Origin of the sequence: Streptomyces sp. NPDC051211 (assembly GCF_040689505.1) — a bacterium.
Taxonomy (GTDB): domain Bacteria; phylum Actinomycetota; class Actinomycetes; order Streptomycetales; family Streptomycetaceae; genus Streptomyces.
On sequence record NZ_JBFBAV010000017.1, the window covers coordinates 30,481 to 52,549 of the forward strand.

Consider the following 22,069-nt stretch of genomic DNA (forward strand, 5'->3'; position numbering starts at 1 on the left):
CGAGGGGCCGGCAGTGCTGCAGCAACTCGAAGCCGGCCAGACTCGTGGCAAGCACGCCCTCGATCCCTGGCTCTAGAACGCCTGTACGCGCTACACGGCCTGTCTCATGGTGTCCGGTCGAATCGTCGATCAGACACCTGCTTGTACTTGTTCCAGCCTTGTCCAGGTAGACGCGGGCGGTGAAGGTCCTCTACGGCGGGGCTCCCAGGATGGGGTAGCGGCCCGCCGTTCGTATGTCTCGACGAGGGCTTTTCAGTCCTCGGATGGTTGTACGCCGGGTCCCTGCTCGCCCTGCGGTGCGGTCCCCGCGGGCGTTGACGGGTTCAGCCGGCGGCGGCACGAGCCGCGTCAGGAAGTCAGGAAGGGGGTGCGGGTTCTGCGGGCGGGTTGTGCTGCCGGCGCAGGCGTCGGCCGGCAGGTGTGTGCTGGTCCGTCGGCTCATCCGGTCGAGGTAGGCGGGTCAGTGGATGCGTGGTGGCCGCGGCCGGCCGCCGCTGTGCAGAGATTTCGGTTCCTCGGTGCCCGCTGAAGCAGGCTGACGAGGACGGCCAGGTCGGTGGCGCCGGCCGGGTCGTCGGCGTAGCGAGTGGTCTGCAGCGGCGCGACCTCGGGCAGCACGATCCCTTCCCAGCCCAGGATGTGGACGAGGGCCAGCAACGCGGCCCGGGCGTTGCCGTCCTCGAAGGGGTGGAAGAAAGCCACGTCGAGGTAGGCGCGGGCAGCCCGGGCCGCGAGTGGCAGCCCGGGCTCGACTGCTTCGCGCAGGCAGGCGGTGAACTGGGTACCGGTGCGCGGGGTCAGGGCGTAGCGCTCGCGGCCGGCCTTGGCGTAGGCGTCGCCGGTGCGGAATGCCGGGGTCCCGGCCGTGCCCAGTACCTCGCGCTGCCAGCCGGCCAGCAGTGCGAAGTCCAATGGCGCCTGGCGTACCGCATCGGCCCGGGCCAGCGCGTGGCCCCGCAGCAGGCGCCCGGCGCGGACGGGGTCGCGTCGGGCGACCGGCCCTGCGCACCAGTTCCGGAAGCCGTCGGGCCCGTCCGGCGGACCGGGCCGCAGGGGCGGCGCCGCGTACCAGTCGGCCTCGCGGCGCACCCGCAGCCACACCGCGAGGCTGTCAGCAGCGGTCACGGCCATGCCTCCGATCGTGGAACTCCTCCAGCGCCTCGCGCTCACGGTGGTCCGGGTGGGGCGGGTGCCCGGTGAGCCCGGCGGCGAGGTCCTCCCCCACGGAGTCGATCAGCGTGCGGGCGGGGACGACCCAGCTTTCGAACCGGCCGCCGATCGCCGCCTTCACAGCCCGGTCGGCCTCGGCGCCGGACATTCCGGTGCTGGTGAGGAACCAGCGGATCAGCAAGGCGGCCTGCCCGTACCAGCCTCCCTCGGCGCCGGAGTCCAGAGCGCGCGTCACGAGCCGCACGGCGGCGCGCTCCAGATGCCAACTGCGGTCCTTCGGACTGGCGTCGGGCGGAGGCGCCATGGCGGCGAAAAGCCGGCCGGTGCCTTCCAGCCACTCCCGCCACTCCAGCAGCGCGGCCACCACGCGGTCCGCGGTCTCGTCGGGGGTGGTGACCGAGGAGGCACCGGTGACCCAGCCGCCGATGGGCCCACCGTACCGGTAGCACCAGTCCCATCCACCGGCCCAGCGCCCGTACCTCTCCCGGATGATCGCCGCGGCCTGGCGCTCGCAGAAGTACTCGCCCTGCCACCGGCCGTCCATCCCGGACAGCACCGGCGGTACCCACTCCATCACCAGGGAGCGGAGCCGGGCCGCCTCGTCCGCGTCCCATCGGAACGGGTTACGGGCCGGATCGATTGCCGCCCACTCCAGCTCGTGCAGGGAGAGGTGCGCGGGCACCCGGTTCTCCGGGAACGGCAGCGTCTCGTATGCGTGGGCCAGTTGGTGTCACCTCGTCGGTCGGGCCGTACCGGGCCTCCCAGTTTCGGCCCTCTTCCCCGCCCCGGCCAGTGGTTTTCCCTGCTGGTGGTTCCCGCTCGATCCGCGCCCGCCCACTGCTCGACCAGCTCCGCCGACACCCGTGCCTCTCGCGACTTGCGGCCTCCCCTTCGCAGTCGACTCGAACGGGACGAACGTGCCTCAGTTCGGTTAGAGCGGGGGCAGTGACCCCGACGAGGGTGATGTCGCTGCTGATGTCGTTGGCGTACTTGCGGCGCCGCTCGGCGGTCCACCCGTAGCCGCCGGAGTCGTGGACCTCGGCGAGCGGGACCATGCGGTCGATGTCGAGGGCGCCGGCGGGAGTGACGGTCTGCTCATCGTAGTAGGAGGACCAGCTGCGGCCGGTCAGGATGCAGCCCGAACTCGGGTGAGTTCCGATAGCGCTCCGTTGCTTGCCTTAGCTCGCCACGGCTAACTAGGGATCTTTCGGCTACCGCAGGTAGTGCTATCGGGCCAGCAGGGTTCCTGGGTCCAGCCCGGGTACCCGCCCAGCTTGATTGCGGGGGCCTCGGCCAGGTGGTGCGAGTACCGCGGATCAGTCTTGGCGAGCAGTTCCTCGAAACGGTGCCTGAGAGTGCCCCGGGGCTGATCACCCGGCTGCGATCGGTCCGAGGTAGGTACCGCCGGAGACATCGATGGTCTGGCCGGTCACCCAGCGCCCCTGCGGGCCCGCCAGGAAGCCCACCACGTCGGCGACGTCCTCCGGCTCGCCGATCCGTCCGAGCGCGGTGATCGACTCAAGCCCGGCCACCGCCTCGGGAACGGCAGCGTAGGGGGCGATCATGTCGGTCAGCACCACCCCGGGTTCGACCGTGTTCACGGTGATCCCGCGCCGCCCCAGCTCGTTGGCGAGCGACGGGCCGAGAGCGGCCAGCGCCGCCTTGGTGACGGTGTAACCGATCTGGCCGGGTTCCGCGATCCGGGTGGCCGCCGAGCCCATGTTGACGATCCGTCCGCCGTCCCGCAGCAACGGCAGCGCCCGCTGCACCACGAAGATCGGCGTGCTCACGTTGACCGCCAGCAGCCGCTCGAACTCCTCCTCGGTGAGCTGCCCGATCGAACTGACCGAGTGGATGCCCGCGTTGTTGACCAGGATGTCCAGGCCGTCCGCGCCGTGGTCCGCCAGCCCCGCGATGAGCTCCTCGAACAGCCGGTCCACAGCACCGCTCTCGCCGAACCGGGCCTTCACCGCGAACGCCCGGCCGCCGGCTTCGGCGATCCGCGCCACGGTCTCCGCGGCGGCCGCATCGTTGCCGCCGTAGTGGACCGCGACCAGCGCCCCCTCGGCGGCGAGCCGCAGGGCGACCGCCCGCCCGATCCCACGCGAGCCGCCCGTCACCAGTGCGGTCCTGCCGTCCAGTTCGCCCATGATCGCCTCTTCGCTCGTGATGCCCCGGTCGAATCCGGGAAAGATTCAGCCTGAGCGGCTTCAGTGAAGTGCGGTGTCGATCCTCTCGCGCCCACTCAGGGCGGTGCCTTGTCAGCCCGAAGGATTCAGCACTCGCCTTCGACCGACCGCTCAGACCACAATGGATGCCGTGGCACGTACGTCATGCCGTGTCCCCTCCCGTTGATCACTTCGCGGCTGCTCCCACCCTGCCGGAGCCGGGCCCTGGCCGACAGGGCACGATCGGTCAGCCCTGCGGCGGAAAGACATGCTGGACGCCGCGATCAATCTCACGGCTTCCGTTCCTTCCGGCTGAGGCCGGACAGAGAGGTGAGCTACGCCCAGGTGCAAGCCTGCGCAGGCGCGAGTCGGCCGGTGGCTGGGCGACGGCCCGTGCGGCGTCGTAAGGGCGGTCTGCGCGACGGTCGCCTTGTCTGAGAGTGACCACTCAGACAATGGCCGGGGCCAGGGCGGTAACAAGGCGGGCGGCGTGTTCGGCCGCCGGGGACCCCTGACCTGCGGCGGTCCTGCGAACATGCCAAAAAGGTTGTACAGCAAACCACTTCTTCCTCAAGTCCCTCCTCAGTAGTCTGCCGACTGCCTGTACCTGCACAACTGGGGGGAACCTTTGTACTCGTCTGCGCGTCGTCGGCCGCTGCGCCGGCTCGCGGTCTGCACCGCCGCTCTCTGTCTCACCGCCACTGGTTTGGCCACCGTGACTGCCACACAGGCCGTGGCCGTGACCGTCCCTGCCAAGCCGCGGCTGGACATCGATGGTGACGGAAAGCCGGACTTGCTGACCCGTTCCCCCGCGGGCCGGGCCCACTGGTGGTCGAGCAAGGCCCTCGCCGATGCGGTGTATCGGTTCCACGGGGAACCCCAGGCGCGCCCGATGGATGTCGTCGCGTTGGGCAACGTACGCGGTGACCGGCGGCCCGAGGTGCTTCAGCTGACCCACGACGGGCGTCTTTCGCTGCACACGGCGACGGCCTCCGGCACCCAGGCTCCGACCTGGACGGGGGGCGGCTGGCAGATCTACAACAGGGTGGTCGGCACCGCGGACCTCACGGGGGACGGCCGGCCCGATGTGGTCGCCCGTACCTTCAGCGGTGACCTCTACCTCTACCGGGCCACCGGCTCGGCGACCGGTGAGCCCTTCGCCGGCCGGGTCAAGGTGGGTTCGGGCTGGCAGATCTACGACCAACTGGTCGGTGTCGGAGACCTGGACCGGGACGGCAAGGGCGACCTGTTGGGCCGTGACCGGAACGGCGACCTGTACTCCTACAAGGGCACCGGCTCGGCCGCCGCCCCGTTCGCGGCCCGCAAGCTGGTCGGCGGCGGCTGGAACACATACAGCAAGCTCATCGGCGAGGGTGACTGGCATCCCTCCGACGGCAGGGACGACGTGCTGGTCCTCACCGCCGACAAGGGCCGCGCCTACGAGTACAAGTCCCACGGCAACGGTGTCTTCAGCGAGCGACAGGACTGGCACAACCACCGGAACTCTGCCCTCCTGTGGGTCGGCCAGGGGAACACCCCCGTCTACGGCAAGCCCGGGCTCACCGGCGTCGACGCGAGCGGCCGGACCTGGATGCACGAGAACCGGCTCGACCGCTTCTCCCCGAACTACGACCCGTCGTACAACCACCCGACCCCCGAGAACGGGGTCATGTTCCCGCAGGGTGCATGGCTGGTCATGGCCACCGGCGTGGACGGGACCGGCCTGGCCACCGTCATGGCCCTCAAGGACGGGAAGCTGACACACGTCACCAAGAACGTCACCGTGCCCGGCGACTTCTCCACCACCAACCTGGCCGTCGGCCCCGGAGACCTCACCGGCGACGGCAAAGGCGACCTGCTGACCCGCGACACCACGGGCATGCTCTGGCTCCGCGCGGGCCGCGGCGACGGCGTCGGCTACAACGCCCCGACCCCGGTCGGCGGCGGATGGAACGTCTACCAGACCCTGATCGGCAGCGGCGACATCAACGGCGACGGCCGCACCGACCTGGTCGCCCGGGACCGCGGCAACCTCTACTTCTACCCCGGCACCGGCAAGGCAGCCGCGCCCTTCGGCGGCCGCCAGCTGGTCGGCGGCGGATGGACCACGTACAACGCGATCGCCGCGACCGGCGACCAGAACGGCGACGGCCGGGCCGACATCGTCGGCCGGGACAGCGGCGGCACGATGTGGGTGTATCGGGGCACCGGCGGCTCCGGGACCGGCACGTTCGCCGCCCGGCAGATGCTCACCCGCACCAACAACGACGCGTGGAGCAACTACACGCAGATCGGCTGAGTGAGTGTGTTCGAAGCTTGACCGCGTGACCGACGACGTCGGCGTCATCAACGGCGACCTCACCCTTACCGCCATCCTCGGACCGGACGGGCTGGCGCACATCCGCGTCCCGCGGGTGAAGCAGGCCGTCTGCCGATATGGGTGGCGGGTGCGCGCATTCGGCGGTCAGTCACCGCTGAGAAAGTCCGTCGCGGAGCATCGCGAAGAGGACGTCGGCCCGGCGCCGGCGAGGAGGAGCAGGGCCTGGGTGGGGTGTTGCTCTGGGTGATCTTCTTGTCGTAGTAGGGCCGGGAGGCCCGGGTCGCCCAAGGCGGCGACGCGGAGAGGAAGAAAGCCCGTTTGAGCTGCTTGTTTCCTCTCTAGGACGTCCAGCCGCCAGCCACGGAGCGGTCCGGTCCGGCGGGGCGTGGTGCTGCCCGTCTCACCCTTAGTGCGGCATGCAATGCCGTAATGGCATTCCGTGTATCTTCACATCGCTCAACACCCAACAAGGGGGAGGACCCTACGTGAAGAAGACGCTTGTCGTCCTGGCCGGCTCCGCAGCCGTGGCTGCCCTTACCGCTGTCCCGGCACAGGCCGCCGAGTACTCCTCGGCGCTGAAGATCAGCGGAATCCAGTACGACGCCCCCGGCCGCGACTCCAACAGCTGCACCACCGGGAACACCGCCGCCGAGTACGTCGTGATCAAGAATTACTCGGGGGGCACCGTCAACCTCAAGGGCCACACGGTCAAGGACGCCGCCGGGAACACCTACACCTTCAAGATCAACCACTACCTCGAGCCCGGCGACTTCGTGCGCCTGCGCGGAGGCCGCGGCACCGAGTCCGACGCCGGAAACGTCGCCTACCGCAACAACTGCAACTTCATGTGGAACAACGACAAGGACACGGTGAAGCTGTACAAGCCGGGTGGCGCCTACGCCGACACCCACGCCTACAGCAAGAGCGCCAACGACCGCGACGGCAACGGCTACATAACCTTCCACAACTGAGCCACCACGCCACACATGCAGCCCTGGCCCCGGCTCGCCGGTTTCCAGGGGGCGTTCGCAACACGTGGTCGTGTTGAACTGACCGCAAGCAGTGCATGCAGGCGCTCGGCTGGGGTTTCCCAGCCGAGCGTTTTGCGTTGGCGTGCGTCGAGTTCGGAGGCGACGGCGTCGAGTTGCTGCGCGGCGGATCTACGCCGAGGACCCCGGCCCGGCCCCCGGCCCGGCCGCCACTACGCCGAACTGGTCGGCGGCCTGCCGGACGGCCTGCTGCTCGACATCACCGGCTGGACAGCGGACGAGATCCAGACCGGCGTCGCGCTGATGACCGAGATCGGGCAGTTTTGCTACGTAGGCGAGAACGGAACAGCCAGGCCGGAGTGCTCGGGTGCGCCTTCCTACTCCCAGTCCGCGGCGCCTCGAAGGAGATTGTGGTCCGACATGTTCTCGCTCTTGCCCATGGCGTCGCCCTGCACGAACCTGAAGTGGTCCGCCGAGACGAAGATGTAGTCCAGCTTCCCGTTGGCGTGCGTCGTCTCTCCGGAGCGGCAGTAGGTGCCCGTGCAGCCGGAGTGGAAGAAGTCCTGGTCGCTCTCGTCAACCTCCCCGTAGCGGCCCGTACCTCCGTGGAAACCGTAGAACTCGCTCATCTCGAGGCTGGTCGGGGCCGCGTTGAAGTCTCCCGCCAGGATCACGGGCAGGGTCCCCGCCCAGGTGTCGACCTGCTGCCGGACCGCCTTGGCCTGCGCGAGGCGGCCGTCGTCGCCGACGTGCGACAGATGCGTCACGCAGGACAGCGTCGTACGTCCCTCGATCGCGCCCTTGGCGCAGAGCAGGCCGCGTGGGTTGCTGTCCTCGGGGTTGGCCGGCAGGCCCGTGGTCAGCCGTTCCACGGAGGAGGTCTTGACGAAGACCGCCAGTCCGATGCGCAGGTCGGGGTCCACTGTGTCCCACTTGCCGCACCCACTGGCCCCGTTGCTCGTCGCGTACCAAGCGGGCGCGTATTCGGTGAGCTTGTCGCGCAGGGCGGCGTACTGCTCGTAGCAGATCTCGGTGAGCATGACGGAGTCCGCGGACCAGTTGTCCACTGAGGTCTGGATCGTCTCGGCCCACTGCTCCTTCGGGACGCCGACGTGCTTACACGAGGCACCGCAGGCGTTGTAGGTCAGCATCCGCACGGAGGGCGCCGTCGACGCCGAGATGATGTCGGCCTGGGCGGACGAGGTCATGCCGAACGTCACCAGAAGGACGGCAGCGGTCAGAGCCAGTACCCGTCGGACGGCTCTGCGCAGGAAAAGTATGGACACGTTTACCGATCTCTGTGTGTAGCTCAGGTGCGCCCGAGCGGCGCACAGTTCGCGTCACAGTGTGGATTACGGGTGCGGGAGCCTGCCTGACGGGCCGCCAGGTCATCGCCGGCGGAGCGCAGTGCGCCGGCGGGCGGACCCGGGGATGGGCCCGCCGCGCTCCCCTCTCATTCCGGGTGCGGTTGGCGACCCCGTCCGGACCGCGTACGGGCACCGGTGCCCGCGTCTCGGTGGACGGGTCGCGCATGTGAGGGCGGTACTATGGCAGTGCGAGTAGCGTGTCGATCCGCGCGCGGATTTCCTCGTCCTGGAGGAACGCCCGGTAGTCGCCGTACTCCGACAGCCGGCGGTCCGCGGCCCGCAGTGCCGCGAGTGCTTCCCGGACCGGTTGGGCGAGGTGCCCGTGGCGGGCGAGTGCGCGCAGGGCGTTGGTGAACGTCCCGTGCAGCGGCCCGTCGGCGGTGTATGCCAGCACCGTTGTTTCTGCTTGCGCCAGTTCCATCGGCGGTGGTTCCCATGGCTGCGGGTACGGCGTGAGCTCACCGGGGAGCAGCGGGCTCTCTCCCCACGCGTGGAGCACCTCTCGCAGGTCCCGGACCAGCCAGCCGGCTCGGGCGACCTCGTCTTTCAGGGCTTGTCGTACTGCGGGCAGCAGCACTCCGGCGTGTGCGTGCAGGGGCCGGAGTACGTCGGCGACGTCAGGCTGCCGCGGGTCACCGATGCAGTAGCCCCGGCCTTGCATGTCCCGGTAGGGCGCGACGAGCCGCTCGACGAGATCCGGCAGGGCGCGCAGGTCCCCGATCCGCGTCAGGGCCCACCGTGCGTGGTCACCGACGGTGCCGTCGAAGAAGTTCGATTCGCCGGGGTCGTCGAGGAGGGCGGCGAGCCGGTCGGCGTACGGGGCCGCCCGGTGGCCTAGCACTGCCAGCAGATGTGCTGCCTTGTAGCGTACGTCGTCGTCCGGGTCGGCCAGCAGCCCAGCCGCCAGCGGCAGCACCCCCGAGGCCGCGGACGGCCGGGCCACCAGCAGCCGCCACGCCTCGTCCAGCGCGCACCGGCGCAGCTCCGCATCGCCGATCCGGCGTCCGGTCTCGGCGAGCCCGGCCAGGAACGAGGTCGCCGCCGTCGTGTCGAGCCATAGCAGTTGCACGGCCCAGGCTGCGACGTCGTTGCGCTCGTACGGGTACTCGCAGTCCAGGGTGTACCAGACCTTCCCGAATTCCGGGGCGAGTGCGGGATCGGTGAGGAGCTCCAACAGCATGGGGTGGGCACGCAGCGCCGCCTGCGGGTCCAGAGACGCTGTGGCGATCACGGTGCCACCCGCAGCACTGGGTTCTCGCCGTGGAGGACGCCGTCCAGTACCGCGCGTACCTCGGCGTCCGTCGAACCCGTGGGGTCCTCGGCGGCCGCGGCCTGGCCCAGCGCCAGCAACAGCGTCAGCCGGACCGAGAGGTCCGTCTCCTCGTGCCACCGTTCCAGCAGGGGGACGGTCCGGCTGGCGATCAGCTGCAGCGCGGCCCGCCGCACCACGGGATCCCGGTCGTCGAACAGCGTCCGCAGACGGGGCCACTGCCGCCGCCAGGCCGCCTCCCATCCGGAGTCCACTGTCCCGGCCTCACCGGTCTCACCGTTGTGGGCCAGGTCCGCCAGCACCTCGACCAGGTCCGGCCGTGCGACCGTATCCGGGTCGAGGGCGAGATCCACCAGGAACGGCAGCGCGGCCGTGCCTGCGCCGGTGACCCGTCCCGGGGCCAGCAGGAGATCCTGCAGGTCGCCGTACGCCCGCCCCACGGCCTCCCGCCTGGTGGTGGCGTCCGCTCGGGCGATCCGGCGCAGCAGCTTCGGCACGTTGGTGACCGGTTGGTCCGGCCCCACCGCCTCCAACCCGCGCCAGTCCACCGCGTCCAGACCCTCCAACATGTCCCCCGCCTCGCTCCCGAGTGATCATCTCGCATCCGGGGCATCCTGCCACTGCGGCAGAGGGTGCAGCACGGCAATTCCTCGTGCCGATAGTGGATCGAGATGGCCGGGGTGGGCCGGGCTGCGGTGGTGAACCGGCAACGCCGCCTGTCAGTGGGCACTGGCAGTCTTGCCAGGTGCTGATCGATTCATTTGACGATGACCCGCTGGTGGCCGGGGAGGAACTGGTCTCCCACCCGGGGTTCTGGGCCGCCTACCTGATGTGGATGTGCGACCCGGAAGAGTACGAGGGTCCACCGACCCCGGAGTGGTTCGGAGCGGACGCGGCCGACGCCGACGCCGTGTACAAGGCGCTGGTGGACGAGGACAACTGGCCCGTGATCCGAGTCCCGTTCGGCGACGGGCACACCGCGGTGGTGATGAACCGTCCCTACGACGTAGGGACGCAGTACCTCGTCACCCACCCCGACTGGGGACAGCACGGCTATCTCGCCAGAATCGACGGACGCCCGGAAGGCCCCGGCATCTCCTGGCGGGAACTGACCCACATCGCCCGTACTCCGGACCTTGAGGCTCCGGGCATCCACGATCCCCACGCCCGACTGCTGCTCCTGCTTCCGGCCATGAGTGACGAGGAGGCGCTGGACGGCGAGGACGCTGCTGACGTGATCGCAGAGGCACTGGTCCGGGTCGGCGCTCCGGCCAGCAGGGCTCCGCGCGTGGCCGAGCTCCTCGTGGACCATCCCATGTGGGACCCGATCGGCTGGTGGTTGCCCGACGAGCAGAGCTTCGGTGGCATCTTCCGGAGCGATGACCCCCGCAGCCCGCGCCACGGCATGAGGCTCGCCCAGGGCATCACCCAGGAGCAGAACGAACAGCTCGCCCGCGCGCTCGGAACCCGGCCCGTCTGACGACAAGAACCGACACGACGCCAGAAGCCGGCGACACGCTCGCTCCAGACCACCAGGTGCTTTCGTCCCTCAGCAACATGTGCTCTCAGCTCTCCCCAATTGGCGCACCCACCGGAGCGAGAGCTGCCGCTCACCTGCAGGCGCCCGCGAAACGCCCTTCGCGGTGGTGAGAGCTGATGAAGGCGAATCTGCTGCCGCAGCCAAAGTGGTGGAGGTCCGGCAGGAACGCTCGCCGCCGGCCGGGCGTCAGGCGCGGAAGCTGAAGCAGAACAGGCCCCCGGCATCGGCGGCGGTCACCCCGACGCCGTCCGAGTGCCACACGCAGGCCTCCAGCCGGTCCTCGACGCCAACGCAGGCCACGGGTCGGCCGGTTGCCGCCTCCCAGATGCGCAGCGTCGCGTCGTGGCCCGCCGTGGCGATCCACCGGCTGTCCGGTGAGGCCGCCACGGACGGCACCCGCCCGCCGGCGGGAACGACGAGCGTACGGAGGCACAGCCCCGAGCCCGGGTCCCACACGCGCACCGTCCCGTCTGCGCCGCTGCACACGAGCCATGAGCCGTCCGGGGCCGCGGCGATCGTGTCCACAGGCGCGCGGCGGCCCGACAGGACGCGAATCCGGCCGCCGGACACGGTGTCCCAGAGGCTGACCGTACGGGCGATCCAGGCGCCGTCCGGGGCGATGGAGACCGAGCTGTGCGACCCCGTGTACGCGGCGGACAGCGTGCGGAGCACGCGGCCGGTGGACGTGTCCCACAGCCGCGTCGTGTCCCCGCTGCAGGTGGCGATCCACGAGTTGTCGGCAGCGACGGCCAGCGCTTCGACGGCGACGGGAAGTGCCTTGAAGTGGCCGGCCGGAGCAAGCGCAAGGTGCGCCTGTGCACCTCCGGGACTGTACTGGCGGGGCCAACCAGCTGTGGGTTCTCGTCGGCTAAAAGCACCTGGACGCTTGCTTCGAGGCGGTGGTAGTGCTCCGCACGACAACGGGGCCCGGCTGCCGAGGCCCAAGGCCGCCCTGCACGCGGCGATCCGACGTAATGCGCGCGCCGGCATCCGGGCCTGGGGCGCAACGTGGTGTCAGGCTCCGGTCGGTCCCGGCTCGCTTCGTCGTCCGGGCCGTGTCACGGAGGCGATCAGGACGGACAGGGCGAAGGTCGCCATGAGGCTTGCCGTCATGACCATGCCCACGCCGACCAGGAAGAGGCCGCTGGCGTCGTCCGACCAGTCGTAGAAGGCGGCGGCGGTCAAACCGGCCGTGGTGGCCAGCACGGCGTCCGCGACGTGGCGCCGGGACGCCGCCCAGTACACCGGCGCCAGCAGGGTCACTACCAACCCGATCACCTGCCAGGCCTCGTACGGGCCGGTCACCGAGCCGTCGGGATGGACGTCACGATGCTGGTCCCAGCCAAGCCAGGCGGCCCATGCCGCAACCGGAACGAGGACCAGCAGGCAGCGAGCGAGTTTCAGTGATCTCTGGGGCATGGCCCAAGCGTCCCGGCCCACCCCGGTCCTGCGGCAGAGCGCACGTACTCACCTCCCTATGAGTAGCCGGACACCCACAGGCCCGGCAGCGACGGCTGCCGAACGGCCCGACACGCTACGACACGGTCCTCCTGGGCAGCCCCGTCTGGAACGTCCTCCGGCCACCGATGATCATGTCCACGTTCACCGAAGCCCTCGACTTCCGCGGCAAGACCGTCATCCCCATCACCACTCGCGCCATGAGCGGACTGGGCACCGCCGAACGCGACTACACCGCCTCCTGCCCCGGCGCGACCCTCGCCGAGGGCCTGGCCGTACGCGGCGAGGAAGTGAGCAAAGCCGAAGCCGAGGTCCAGACATGGCTGAAGCGGATCGGCCTCCCCCCGAGGTGATGCCGGTTCATGTCCTGCCGGGCACAAAGCACTGTCGGAGCCAGCAGGACGCCCGCCAGCCGTGATCAACGTTGCCGCCAACGCGACATGTGTCCCGCCGACCGGATTCTGACGCGATTTCACGCAAGACACTTCAGAGTCCCGAAGCCCTGCGGCTACCGTACCTACAGGGACCCTTTCAACGCGGGGGCGGCATGGATCCGATCGTCGTGACGGCAGGGAGCGCGCTGGTGGGCGCGATGGCGACCGATGGCTGGCAGCAAGCCCGGGCCGCGGTCGTGGACTGGTGGCGGAGGCGACGCCCCGACGCGGCCGACGACGTCGGATCCGAACTGGAGACACTGCGTACCCAAGTGCTGGGTGCGCGGGAGCAGAGCGACACGGACACCGAGCAGGCCCTGGCCGGCGCCTGGTGCCTGCGGTTGCAGCAGCTGCTCAACGAGGACCCCGCTCTCGCCGCCGAACTGCGGCGGTTGCTGGACGAACACCTGGCTCCGGCGCGGTCCGAAGACGAGCAGGCCCAGGGCCGGCCGGTCATCATGAAGACGGAGGCCCACGACAGCTCCCGGGTGTTCATGGCCGGACGGGACCAGCACATCACCGGCTCGTGAGCGCCGAGGCGGGTGAGCCTGACGCATCCGGAGCCCGCTTGGAAGGGCATGCCCACGGCGAATCCCAGGTGTTCATGGCCGGGCGGGACCTCTACCAGACGGTCCACACCGGCCCCGCGCCGGAGGCGGTCACCGCGCTGCGCACGTTGCCGCGGGATGTGGCGGCGTTCACCGGGCGGAAGAACGAGCTGCGCCAACTCCTCCGGACGGCCGCGCCCGGAAGGGCAGTGGCCATACACACCGTCGACGGCATGCCCGGGGTGGGCAAGACCACTCTGGCCACCCACGCGGCTCACCTGCTCGCCGACCGCTACCCCGACGGACAGCTGTACGTCAGACTGCACGCCCACACCCCCGGCCAGCGCTCCGCCGACCCCGCCGACGTGCTGGCCGCTCTCCTGACGAGCATCGGTGTCAGGCCGCAACAGCTGCCGGACGGCCTGGAGGCGCGCGCCGCGTTATGGCGAGACCGTCTTGCGGGCAGGCGTATGGTCATAGTCATGGACGACGCGGAGAACGCCAACCAAGTCGAGCCTCTCCTGCCGGGTTCCGAGGGTTGCCTGGCCATCATCACCAGCCGCCGGCGCCTGGCCGCCTTGGACGGCGCGGTGCCCCTGTCCTTGACCGTCATGCCGCCCGACGATGCGGCGTCACTGTTCATTCGGCTCACTCACCGAACCCCACCAGGTCCCGGGGCCGAGCGTGACGCGGTCGAGGAAGCGGTCCGGCTGTGCGGCTTTCTGCCGCTGGCCATCGCTCTGCTCGCCGCGCGCCTCGCCCAGCACCCCACCTGGAGCATCGCCGAGTACACCGCGGACTTCGCGGCCGCCCAGGACCGGCTCGGCGAACTCGAGGCCGGTGACCGGGCCGTGGCCGCCGCCTTCGACCTCTCCTATCGCGAACTGCCCGCCGATCGGCAGCGCTTCCTGCGCCGTCTGGGCCTGCACCCCGGGCCGGACATCGACGCCTACGCCGCCGCCGCCCTCGACGGCGTGCCGATCGCCCAGGCCCGTCGGCACCTCAGCGCCCTGTACACGAACCATCTTGTCGACGAGCCCACCCGCGGTCGCTACCGACTGCACGACCTCATCCGGGAATACGCGCGCTCACTGGCGGAGCAGGACCCCGTCGAGGACCGTGCCCAGGCCGTCGGCAGGCTGTTCGCCTACTACCAGCACACCGCCGAAGCCGCAGACCGTCACTACGCCGACGCACGTCGGCCCGACACTCCGGCCGTGGCCGAGCCCCCGGCAGCCGCACCGGACCTGGCGGGCCGCGAGCAGGCACTGGCCTGGATGCGCGCCGAACGCGTCAACCTCCTGGCCTGCACCCAGTACGCCGCCGCGCATGCACGGCACTCGGACGTCGTCCGTTTCACCCTCGCCGTGAACATCTTCCTTCGGCTGGAAGGCCCTTGGCACCAGGGCGTCTCCCTGCTCGGAACCGGCATCTCGGCCGCACGCCTCCTCGGCGACCGTCTGAGCGAGGCCAACGCCCTGTGGAGTCTGGGGTGGATGCAGCGCGTGATGGGCGACTACCCCGCAGCTGCCGATCTGGCGGAGCAGGCACTGTCCCTGTACCGGTCCCTCGGGGAACCCCTGGGCGAAGCCAACACCTTGCGCGATCTGGGCCGGGTCCGGCGCATGACGGGGGACTATCCCGCAGCAGCCGATCTGGCGGAGCAGGCGCTCGCCCACTACCAGTCGCTGGGCGATCGCCTGGGCGAAGCCAACACCCTGTGGGATCTGGCCTGGGCGCGGCGGATGACGGGGGAGTACGAGGAGTCGGCCGGCCGGGCCGAACAGGCGCTGGCACTGTACCGCTCCCTCGGCACACGTCTGGGCGAGGCCAACGCCCTGTGGGATCTGGGGTGGGTCCGGCGTCTGACCGGTGACGGTCCGGCGGCAGTGGACCTGACGGAGCAGGCGCTGGCGCTGTACCGCTCCCTGGGTGACCGCCTCGGCGAGGCCAACGCCCTCTGGAGTCTGGGAGAGGCCACGCGTCTGACGGGTGATCATCACACAGCGGCCGAGCTGGAGGAACGGGCTCTGGAGCTCTACCGCGCCCTCGACGTCCGGCTGGGCGAAGCCCACACGCTGCGGGACCTGGGCCGACTGCGGCGCATGACCGGCGACCTTCAGGCGGCGGCCGAAATGACCGAGCAGGCGCTGACGCTGTTCCGGTCCCTGGGCGACCGTCTCGGCGAGGCCGAGGTGCTGAACAGCAAGGGGACGCTCCTGGCGGAGACCTCCACGGCGCGCGAGGCCCTCGACCAGCATCGCCAGGCCCTTTGGATCGCGCGCCAGGTGCACAGCCCGTTGGAAGAGGCACGCGCGCTCGAAGGCGCCGCCCGCTGCGCGGCACGCACCGGCGCGCTGCCGACTGCGCGTGCCGAACTCCGCGAGGCCGTGGGCATTTACCGGCGCATCCGCGCTGCCGAGGCGGCCACCGCCGGGGCGTACCTCACATCCCTTCAAGACGAGCACCCCGAAGACGCCGGCTAGGAGCTGTCGTCAACGTGTCACGCCCACATCAGGGCCGTCCGCCGCCCGCCGGCGGAAACGCGTGTGTGTACTGGCCCAGGACCAAAATCGCTCGGGCAGATCCCGTCAGGCGACCCTGGTACGGAACTTTCACGCGATCCCGTTGAGGACCCTGCTGCGGCACACGAGGTAACTGTGTGATGGGCAGGTGAGCCGGCTTGTCACTCCGGGTAGCGAAGGCGGTGACGGATCCAGGACCAGGTCCGCACTCGCCGACCGCAAGGAACAGCACCGATGACCTCGACCGCTTCACGTCTCCGCACCGCCGTCCGCGTCGCCGCCCCCGCGGTGGCCGCACTCACGCTGACGATGGGCTTCGCGAGCCCCGCGTCCGCGAACCCCGCCCTCGTGGCGATCATCAACGGCCGGCTCACCTTCACCGCCCTGCCCGGCGAGACCAACACCGTCACCTTCGACACCTTCAGCGCGGGAACCCTCCGGGTCACCGACACGACGAGCAATCTCACCGCGGGCCCCGGCTGCACCGGGAGCGGCCATACGGTGCTCTGCGCGGGCCCGAGCGACGGCGTGACCCGGATCGTCGCCAACCTCGGCGACCGGAACGACACGGCCACGAACGACACCGACCTCCCGAGCGACCTCGTGGGCGGGCAAGGCAACGACATCCTCATCGGGGGCGACGGCCCCGACCGGCTCACCGACTTCGACGGCTGGAACGGCCCGACCCTGATCACCGTGACCATGATCGGGCGTGGCGGCAACGACACCATCGTCAGCCGCAACGGCGGTTTCGACCAGATCGACTGCGGCGCGGGCTTCGACGTGCTGCTCGCCGACCGGGCCCCCCGCGACACCGTCGTCCCCAACACCTGCGAGTTCGTCCAGCGCTTCTAGGCGGCCCCGGCCGGGGCGGCACTCAGGCGGGTCACCCCGCCGGTACGCCGACTCCGCGACCCGACGGCGGCCGTTGTTCAGACACCGGTCCGCCTCGCGCAGTAGCCGCAGGACAGCAGGACAGAGTGCCGAGGGCCGTCACCCGTCAGAGGGGCGGCCCTTGCGCACGCTCGGAAGCGGTCCTGGTCCGCCCGAACCTGGTGGCGGAGATCAGCGCCGACAGGGCCGTCGATCGGGGCGCTTTCCGTCACCCGCAGGGTCGAGGTCGCAGCGAGCTCTCGTGCCGCTCCTCCTCGACACCCGCGCGGCCTATCACTCACAGAGGGGCGCCCGATCGATGCCTGTTGATGCCGGGACAGGTGTGCGCGCCGTGGTAGGGGATATCCGAAGCCGAATCGGGCCGTGATCGCGAAAGGTGCCGCCTGTGTCTCAGGAGCAACGTAAACGGGGGCAAAGGCTGCGGCTGCCCGTGAAGGCGGCTCTGCCCGGCCGCCACCCGCACGAGGACAAGGCGCCCGTCACCGACCGGGTGGTCTTCGGCGTGACGGCCGTGCTGACCTTGGGCTTCGTGATCTGGGGCGCCACGGCCACCAGCGCGCTGGAGAGCATCTCCGACACCATGCTGAACGGCCTGATGCACAACGGCGGCTGGGCGTTCGTCCTGGTCGCCTCGGGGTTCGTCGTCTTCGCGCTCTGGCTCGCCATCAGCCGGTACGGACGGATCGAGCTGGGCCAGGAGCACGAGAGGCCGGAGTTCAGCACCGTCTCCTGGGTCGCCATGATGTTCAGCGCCGGCATGGGCATCGGCCTGATGTTCTACGGCGTCAGCGAACCCCTTGCGCACTACACCACTCCGCCGCCGGGTACCGGCCCCGCCGACTCGGCGGACGCCATGCAGACGGCGCTCGCCACCACGCTCTTCCACTGGACGCTGCACCCGTGGGCCATCTATGCGGTGGTCGGCCTGGCCATCGCGTACAGCACCTTCCGGCGCCGCAGGCGGCAGACGATCAGCGCCGTCTTCGTCCCGCTCCTCGGGAAGAAGCGCGCCGAGGGCGCACCCGGCCGGGTGATCGACATCCTGGCGATCTTCGCCACGCTGTTCGGCTCCGCCACGTCCCTGGGACTCGGCGCGCTCCAGATCGGCAGCGGCATGCACGAGGTGGGCTGGCTGAGCAAGGCCGGGACGGGGCTGCTCGTCGCCATCATCGGCGTGCTGACCGTCTGCTTCGTCTTCTCCGCCGTCTCCGGCGTGGAGAAGGGCATCCAGTGGCTCTCCAACATCAACATGGTGCTGGCCGTCATCCTCGCGGTCTTCGTGTTCATCGTCGGCCCCACCATCCTGGTCCTCGACCTGATCCCCACCTCCCTCGCCGCGTACTTCGGCGAGCTGCCCCAGCTGATCGGCCGCACCGAGGCGTCCACCGGCGGCGGTGACGTCGCCGACTGGCTGAGCAGCTGGACGGTCTTCTACTGGGCCTGGTGGATCTCCTGGACGCCGTTCGTCGGCATGTTCATCGCCCGCATCAGCCGGGGCCGCACGATCCGTCAGTTTGTCGGCGGCGTCATCCTGGTGCCCAGCGCCGTGAGCCTGGTCTGGTTCGCCATCTTCGGCGGTACGGCCATGCGCCTGAAGGAGCAGGGAAACCTCGGCGACGCCACCACGCCCGAGGCGCAGCTCTTCGGCGTGCTCCAGGAGTTCCCGATCGCCGGCGTGATGAGCCTGCTCGTGATGATCCTGGTCGGCATCTTCTTCGTCTCCGGCGCCGACGCGGCGTCGATCGTGATGGGCACCCTCTCCCAGAAGGGCACCTTCGAACCCGCCCGGTTCATCGTCGTCTTCTGGGGCGTGGTGACCGGTGGCGTGGCGGCCGTGATGCTGCTCGTCGGTGAGGGCAAGGGCGACGCCCTCGCGGGCCTGCAGCACTTGACGATCCTCGTCGCGGCCCCGTTCGTCCTGGTGATGATCGGCATGTGCTGGGCCCTCTTGCGGGACCTCCGCCGGGACCCGCTGATCGTCCGCGGCGAACTCGCCGAGCAGGCGGTGGAGGAAGCCGTGATCGCGGGCCACGAGAAGTACGCGGGCGAGTTCGAGATCCGGATCGGCCCGGCGCAGGACGAGGCACCCGGGGAAACGAAGGATGACCGCGACCGCAAAGACCCGGGAGCCCCGCCCCACTGAGCAGGATCACCTGCGGGCCCACTGATGACCAGGTTGAAGTGCTCAGCCCGGCACGGATCACCAGCGAGCGGAGCCGTCCCGCATGCACTGCGGCGGGCTTGCGCGACCCCCAACCACGAACGCGGTGTCGACTTGTGGCGATCCGGCAATTGCTCGGTCACTGGCCGGTCAGCTCGACCATGCGCTGTGTCGGCCCTCCGCGACCTTCATCGAGGACGCCTCTCAGCGGGCGGTCGCCGGCACCCTGGCGAGCGAGGCAGGGGACTGGCCCGAGGACCGGGCCGCACGCGATCAGGCCGTGCCCCGATCCGGTGCCCCGACCCGGTGTCCCGATCCGGTGTCCCGGCCCGGTTACCGTCTCGGTCCCGCGAACGCGTAGGCCGCGGTGCCGGCGACGGCGAGAACCACGGCCGTCCAGGTGCCCGCCGCCGAGCCGGGCGGCAGTAGCATCCAGGTCGCCACCTGCATCGGCACACTCGTGGCGGGCGGGGCGAAGAACGAGAACGACAGCCAGGCGATCGGCAGCGTCCACGCGTACTGCGCCCCACACACCGTTGCTCCGACGGCGACGAGCCCGATCACCCCCGCGCTGTCCCGGACGACGAACGCGGTCGTGGCCATGTTCTCGCCCATCGCCTGCACGGTCAGCAGCACGGCGCCGACGAACGCGCCGCCGAGCAGTACGTGCGCCGCCCTGCGGGGCACCCAGCGGACCGCGGCCGTCCGGTCCAGCGCGAGGTCCTGCCCGCCGAGTCCGATCGAGACCGCCATCGCTCCCGCGGCGAGGACCAGCGCGGGCAGCCGCGGATCACCGGGCCCTGCGCCGCCGTCCCGGGCAAGTGCCCACACCGCCATCGTGCTGATCACCACCATGGCGAGTGACGCGGGTACCTGACGCGAGCGCGCGTACAACGTCAGCCATCTCACCGGGACGCACCGCCGTTCAGCGCGTCGAACGCGTCGCCCTTGCAGGAGAGCGCGGCGGCGCGCATCGCGTTGATCCGCGAGAGCTGCTCGGCCCGCGGCAGCGCCTCGAGTTCCGTCCACACCGGGCGGGCCGCGGCGTCGACCTCGCGGCGCAAACTTGCTGACCCTGTGCCGGGCAGCGACCTGAGGTCCCCGAGGACCCAGCCCACGGCGACGGTCTGCGCGAATTCATCATTCCCGAAGCTGCTCCAGCCGACGGGGGTGCACCCCGGCACCATGCCTTTGGCGATCAGGGCCCAGGTCAGTTCCTCGCCCTTCGCTGCGGCGATGATGTCGTCGTCGAAGTCGAAGAGCACGGTCTTGCCGGACCACTGCGGCGCGGAGCCGTCCGGCAGTACGGCGGTGTTCTCACGGACCGAGACCGGCGCCTGGCCGCCCAGGGCACCCTGCAGCAGGCGCAGCGCCTCCTTACCGGGACCCGCGAGGTCGGTGAGTCGTGCCTGGTGTGTCTTGGTCACGCACACGGGGCCGTCGCACACCAGCTCCGCGGCGGCCTCGTCGAGGACGTACATCCGGCGCGGGTCGGAAGGGAGGACGAGCAGGGCGATCACCGCGCCCGCCAGGAGGGGCGTCAGGGCGAGCAGCCGGGCGCGCGGGGTCACGGCGACCAGCAGCGCGAAGCCGGTCGCGCCCATGCCGAGCAGCCAGATCGTCTGCCCGACGTGCACGGAGGCGGAGAGCGTGACGAGCACGTCGCGCACCTCTTCCACCGCCGGTGACAGCAGGGAGACCCGGTTCGGCTCCGTGCTCGGGATCCCCGTCGCCGCGACCGTCTCCGTCCGGCCCAACGACATGTGCATGAGGGCCGTGAACACGAAGGCACCCATGGCCAGCGCGGGCGGGGTGAGCGCGGACGGCAGAGCGCGCCCGGCCCCCATGCCCAGCACGGCTCCCGCGACGAGGAAGAGTGCACCCACCAGCGAGATCGGCAGCCATCCGAGGTGCATGTACTCGGTGTCGGCGAACACCTGGACCGCGCCCACGAGGACGAGGAGCGCAAAGGCCGAGCCCAGCGTGATCGCCGTCGCGCCCGCCGACGCGGCCGCGCGGTGCCAGGCGGGACGCGATGTGGTCGTCAGCAGCTCGGTGATCTTCGAGCGGTGGTCGCGCAGGCCCTGCAGCGCCCCGAGCCCCACGGCGAGCGGCCACAGGTAGCCCAACAGGCCGCGGGTCCACAGGGCCATGGACGTCCACTGGGCCGTCCACGCCGTGGTGCCCCTCCACCACGCGGCGTCCACCAGGTACAGGAACGCCAGCGCGCTCGTCAGGACCACCACGCCGGCCCACGGGGCGATGGAGCGCTTCAGCTCGATGCGCAGGACACGGACGTTCACCAGGTGCCCCTCGTCTGCTCGGGGGTCAGGAGCAGCGCCGAGTAGCCGCGCTCCAGGGGGCTGTCGCCCACGTGCTCGGGGCCGCCCGCCGCGGCCAGCTCGTCCGGGGTGCCCTGGAAGACCAGCTTGCCCTCGGCGAAGAGCACCACGTCGGTGCAGGCGGCGGCGACGTCCTCCACCAGATGGGTGGAAACCACCACGCACGTGTCCGTGCCGAGCTGCTGAAGCAGCTCGCGGAAGCGCAGCCGCTGCGCCGGGTCCAGGCCGACCGTCGGCTCGTCCAGCAGCAGGATCGCCGGGTCGTTGACGATGGCCTGGGCGATGCCGACCCTGCGCACCATGCCGCCCGACAGCGCCTTCATCTTCTCGTCGGCGCGGTCCGCCAGACCCACCCGCTCCACGGCGCGCTGCACCGCCCCGGGGATGTCCGCCTTGGGCACCTCCTTCAGCCACGCCATGTACTCGACGAACTCGCGCACCGTGAAGCGCTTGTAGTAGCCGAACTCCTGCGGCAGGTAACCGATCCGGCGGCGCAGCGCACGGTGCTCGCCCATGCCGCCCGCGGACTCGCCGAGCAGCTCCAGGGTGCCCTCGGTGGGGCGCAGGACGGTGGCCAGTGTCCGGATGAGGGTGGTCTTGCCCGCCCCGTTGGGGCCGAGGAGTCCGTGTATGCCGGTGCCCAGCGACAGGTCGAGCCCGTCGACGGCCATCCGCTTCCGGCCGACCCTGACCTTCAGCCCGGTGGCCTGGATCTCCCAGGCGTAGGCCGTCGGCGCGACGTCAGCCGCGCTCACCGCGGTCATCATGTGGTGTTCCTTGCGTCGTTGGTGGGTTGATTCCGGCCACTCGCAGGATCGGGAGACCCCGGGACGCCGGTGTGGCTGTGGTGCTTCAGCCACTCATCGGGATGCGCGCGACAAGA

The 22,069-nt window shown here is 70.4% G+C and carries 20 protein-coding genes and 1 pseudogene; 9 read left to right on the top strand and 12 right to left on the bottom strand.

Annotation, left to right across the window (positions count from 1 at the left end; genetic code table 11):
- Positions 1–438: 438 nt before the first annotated feature.
- The 3 genes from AB0447_RS18640 to AB0447_RS18650 form a co-directional block, all read right to left on the bottom strand.
- Entirely contained in the window at positions 439–1,131 is a 693-nt protein-coding gene (locus AB0447_RS18640) for a Fic family protein (protein WP_366477775.1), read from the bottom strand.
- Positions 1,112–1,852, bottom strand: a complete 741-nt coding sequence (locus tag AB0447_RS18645) for a hypothetical protein (protein ID WP_366477776.1) — start codon at positions 1,850–1,852, stop codon at positions 1,112–1,114. Before AB0447_RS18645 ends, AB0447_RS18640 begins: the two co-directional genes overlap by 20 nt.
- Before the next feature lie 688 nt (positions 1,853–2,540).
- Positions 2,541–3,320 carry an SDR family oxidoreductase gene (locus AB0447_RS18650; RefSeq protein WP_366477777.1) on the bottom strand — a complete coding sequence of 260 codons (780 nt, stop codon included), beginning with the start codon at positions 3,318–3,320 and terminating at the stop codon, positions 2,541–2,543.
- Between the two features lie 733 nt (positions 3,321–4,053).
- Here AB0447_RS18650 and AB0447_RS18655 point away from each other — a divergent pair.
- The 3 genes from AB0447_RS18655 (at position 4,054) to AB0447_RS18665 (ending at position 6,629) form a co-directional block, all read left to right on the top strand.
- A complete protein-coding gene (locus tag AB0447_RS18655; protein ID WP_366477778.1) occupies positions 4,054–5,637 on the top strand; it encodes a VCBS repeat-containing protein in 1,584 nt (527 codons plus the stop codon).
- Between the two features lie 25 nt (positions 5,638–5,662).
- Entirely contained in the window at positions 5,663–5,905 is a 243-nt protein-coding gene (locus AB0447_RS18660; protein WP_366477779.1) for a hypothetical protein, read from the top strand.
- Positions 5,906–6,143: 238 nt separating this feature from the next.
- Positions 6,144–6,629, top strand: coding sequence for a lamin tail domain-containing protein (locus AB0447_RS18665; protein ID WP_366477780.1), 486 nt, complete (start codon positions 6,144–6,146; stop codon positions 6,627–6,629).
- A 395-nt stretch (positions 6,630–7,024) separates the two neighbouring features.
- Here AB0447_RS18665 and AB0447_RS18670 read toward each other — a convergent pair whose 3' ends face one another.
- The 3 genes from AB0447_RS18670 to AB0447_RS18680 form a co-directional block, all read right to left on the bottom strand.
- Positions 7,025–7,867, bottom strand: coding sequence for an endonuclease/exonuclease/phosphatase family protein (locus tag AB0447_RS18670; protein WP_366477881.1), 843 nt, complete (start codon positions 7,865–7,867; stop codon positions 7,025–7,027).
- A gap of 325 nt (positions 7,868–8,192) precedes the next feature.
- Positions 8,193–9,245, bottom strand: coding sequence for a HEAT repeat domain-containing protein (locus AB0447_RS18675; RefSeq protein WP_366477781.1), 1,053 nt, complete (start codon positions 9,243–9,245; stop codon positions 8,193–8,195).
- Positions 9,242–9,853, bottom strand: coding sequence for a hypothetical protein (locus AB0447_RS18680; protein WP_366477782.1), 612 nt, complete (start codon positions 9,851–9,853; stop codon positions 9,242–9,244). Before AB0447_RS18680 ends, AB0447_RS18675 begins: the two co-directional genes overlap by 4 nt.
- A gap of 176 nt (positions 9,854–10,029) precedes the next feature.
- Here AB0447_RS18680 and AB0447_RS18685 point away from each other — a divergent pair, with 176 nt between their 5' ends.
- Entirely contained in the window at positions 10,030–10,764 is a 735-nt protein-coding gene (locus AB0447_RS18685; RefSeq protein WP_366477783.1) for a hypothetical protein, read from the top strand.
- 246 nt (positions 10,765–11,010) lie between these two features.
- Here AB0447_RS18685 and AB0447_RS18690 read toward each other — a convergent pair whose 3' ends face one another.
- From AB0447_RS18690 to AB0447_RS18700, 3 genes and pseudogenes are all read right to left on the bottom strand, one after another.
- Positions 11,011–11,496 carry a hypothetical protein gene (locus AB0447_RS18690; protein WP_366477882.1) on the bottom strand — a complete coding sequence of 162 codons (486 nt, stop codon included), beginning with the start codon at positions 11,494–11,496 and terminating at the stop codon, positions 11,011–11,013.
- A gap of 27 nt (positions 11,497–11,523) precedes the next feature.
- Positions 11,524–11,814 (bottom strand): annotated as a pseudogene (locus AB0447_RS18695) (hypothetical protein); the annotation flags it as partial.
- 24 nt (positions 11,815–11,838) lie between these two features.
- Positions 11,839–12,243 carry a hypothetical protein gene (locus AB0447_RS18700; RefSeq protein ID WP_366477784.1) on the bottom strand — a complete coding sequence of 135 codons (405 nt, stop codon included), beginning with the start codon at positions 12,241–12,243 and terminating at the stop codon, positions 11,839–11,841.
- A 95-nt stretch (positions 12,244–12,338) separates the two neighbouring features.
- Between AB0447_RS18700 and AB0447_RS18705 the strand changes: the two genes are divergently transcribed.
- The 5 genes from AB0447_RS18705 to AB0447_RS18725 all read left to right on the top strand — a co-directional run bounded on the left by AB0447_RS18705 (position 12,339) and on the right by AB0447_RS18725 (position 18,826).
- Positions 12,339–12,635 carry a flavodoxin gene (locus AB0447_RS18705; RefSeq protein WP_366477883.1) on the top strand — a complete coding sequence of 99 codons (297 nt, stop codon included), beginning with the start codon at positions 12,339–12,341 and terminating at the stop codon, positions 12,633–12,635.
- A 209-nt stretch (positions 12,636–12,844) separates the two neighbouring features.
- The gene (locus AB0447_RS18710) at positions 12,845–13,246 is read left to right on the top strand and encodes a hypothetical protein (RefSeq protein WP_366477785.1); all 402 of its coding nucleotides are present in this window, start codon (positions 12,845–12,847) and stop codon (positions 13,244–13,246) included.
- 38 nt (positions 13,247–13,284) lie between these two features.
- On the top strand, positions 13,285–15,750 hold the full coding sequence (locus AB0447_RS18715) for a tetratricopeptide repeat protein (protein ID WP_366477786.1): 2,466 nt from the start codon (positions 13,285–13,287) through the stop codon (positions 15,748–15,750).
- 273 nt (positions 15,751–16,023) lie between these two features.
- Positions 16,024–16,644: a hypothetical protein gene (locus tag AB0447_RS18720; protein WP_366477787.1), complete on the top strand. Its 621-nt coding sequence runs from the start codon at positions 16,024–16,026 to the stop codon at positions 16,642–16,644.
- A gap of 463 nt (positions 16,645–17,107) precedes the next feature.
- Complete coding sequence (locus AB0447_RS18725; RefSeq protein ID WP_366477884.1) at positions 17,108–18,826, top strand: BCCT family transporter; 1,719 nt, start codon at positions 17,108–17,110, stop codon at positions 18,824–18,826.
- A gap of 351 nt (positions 18,827–19,177) precedes the next feature.
- On the opposite strand, the gene AB0447_RS18730 is transcribed toward AB0447_RS18725, so the two are convergent.
- Genes AB0447_RS18730 through AB0447_RS18740 form a run of 3 tightly spaced genes read right to left on the bottom strand, consistent with a single transcriptional unit; the run spans position 19,178 to position 21,953 of the window.
- A complete protein-coding gene (locus AB0447_RS18730; RefSeq protein WP_366477788.1) occupies positions 19,178–19,753 on the bottom strand; it encodes a hypothetical protein in 576 nt (191 codons plus the stop codon).
- Positions 19,750–21,147, bottom strand: a complete 1,398-nt coding sequence (locus AB0447_RS18735; RefSeq protein WP_366477789.1) for a hypothetical protein — start codon at positions 21,145–21,147, stop codon at positions 19,750–19,752. The genes AB0447_RS18730 and AB0447_RS18735 overlap by 4 nt, the downstream gene beginning before the upstream one ends.
- Entirely contained in the window at positions 21,144–21,953 is an 810-nt protein-coding gene (locus AB0447_RS18740) for an ABC transporter ATP-binding protein (protein WP_366477790.1), read from the bottom strand. Before AB0447_RS18740 ends, AB0447_RS18735 begins: the two co-directional genes overlap by 4 nt.
- Positions 21,954–22,069: the final 116 nt, after the last annotated feature.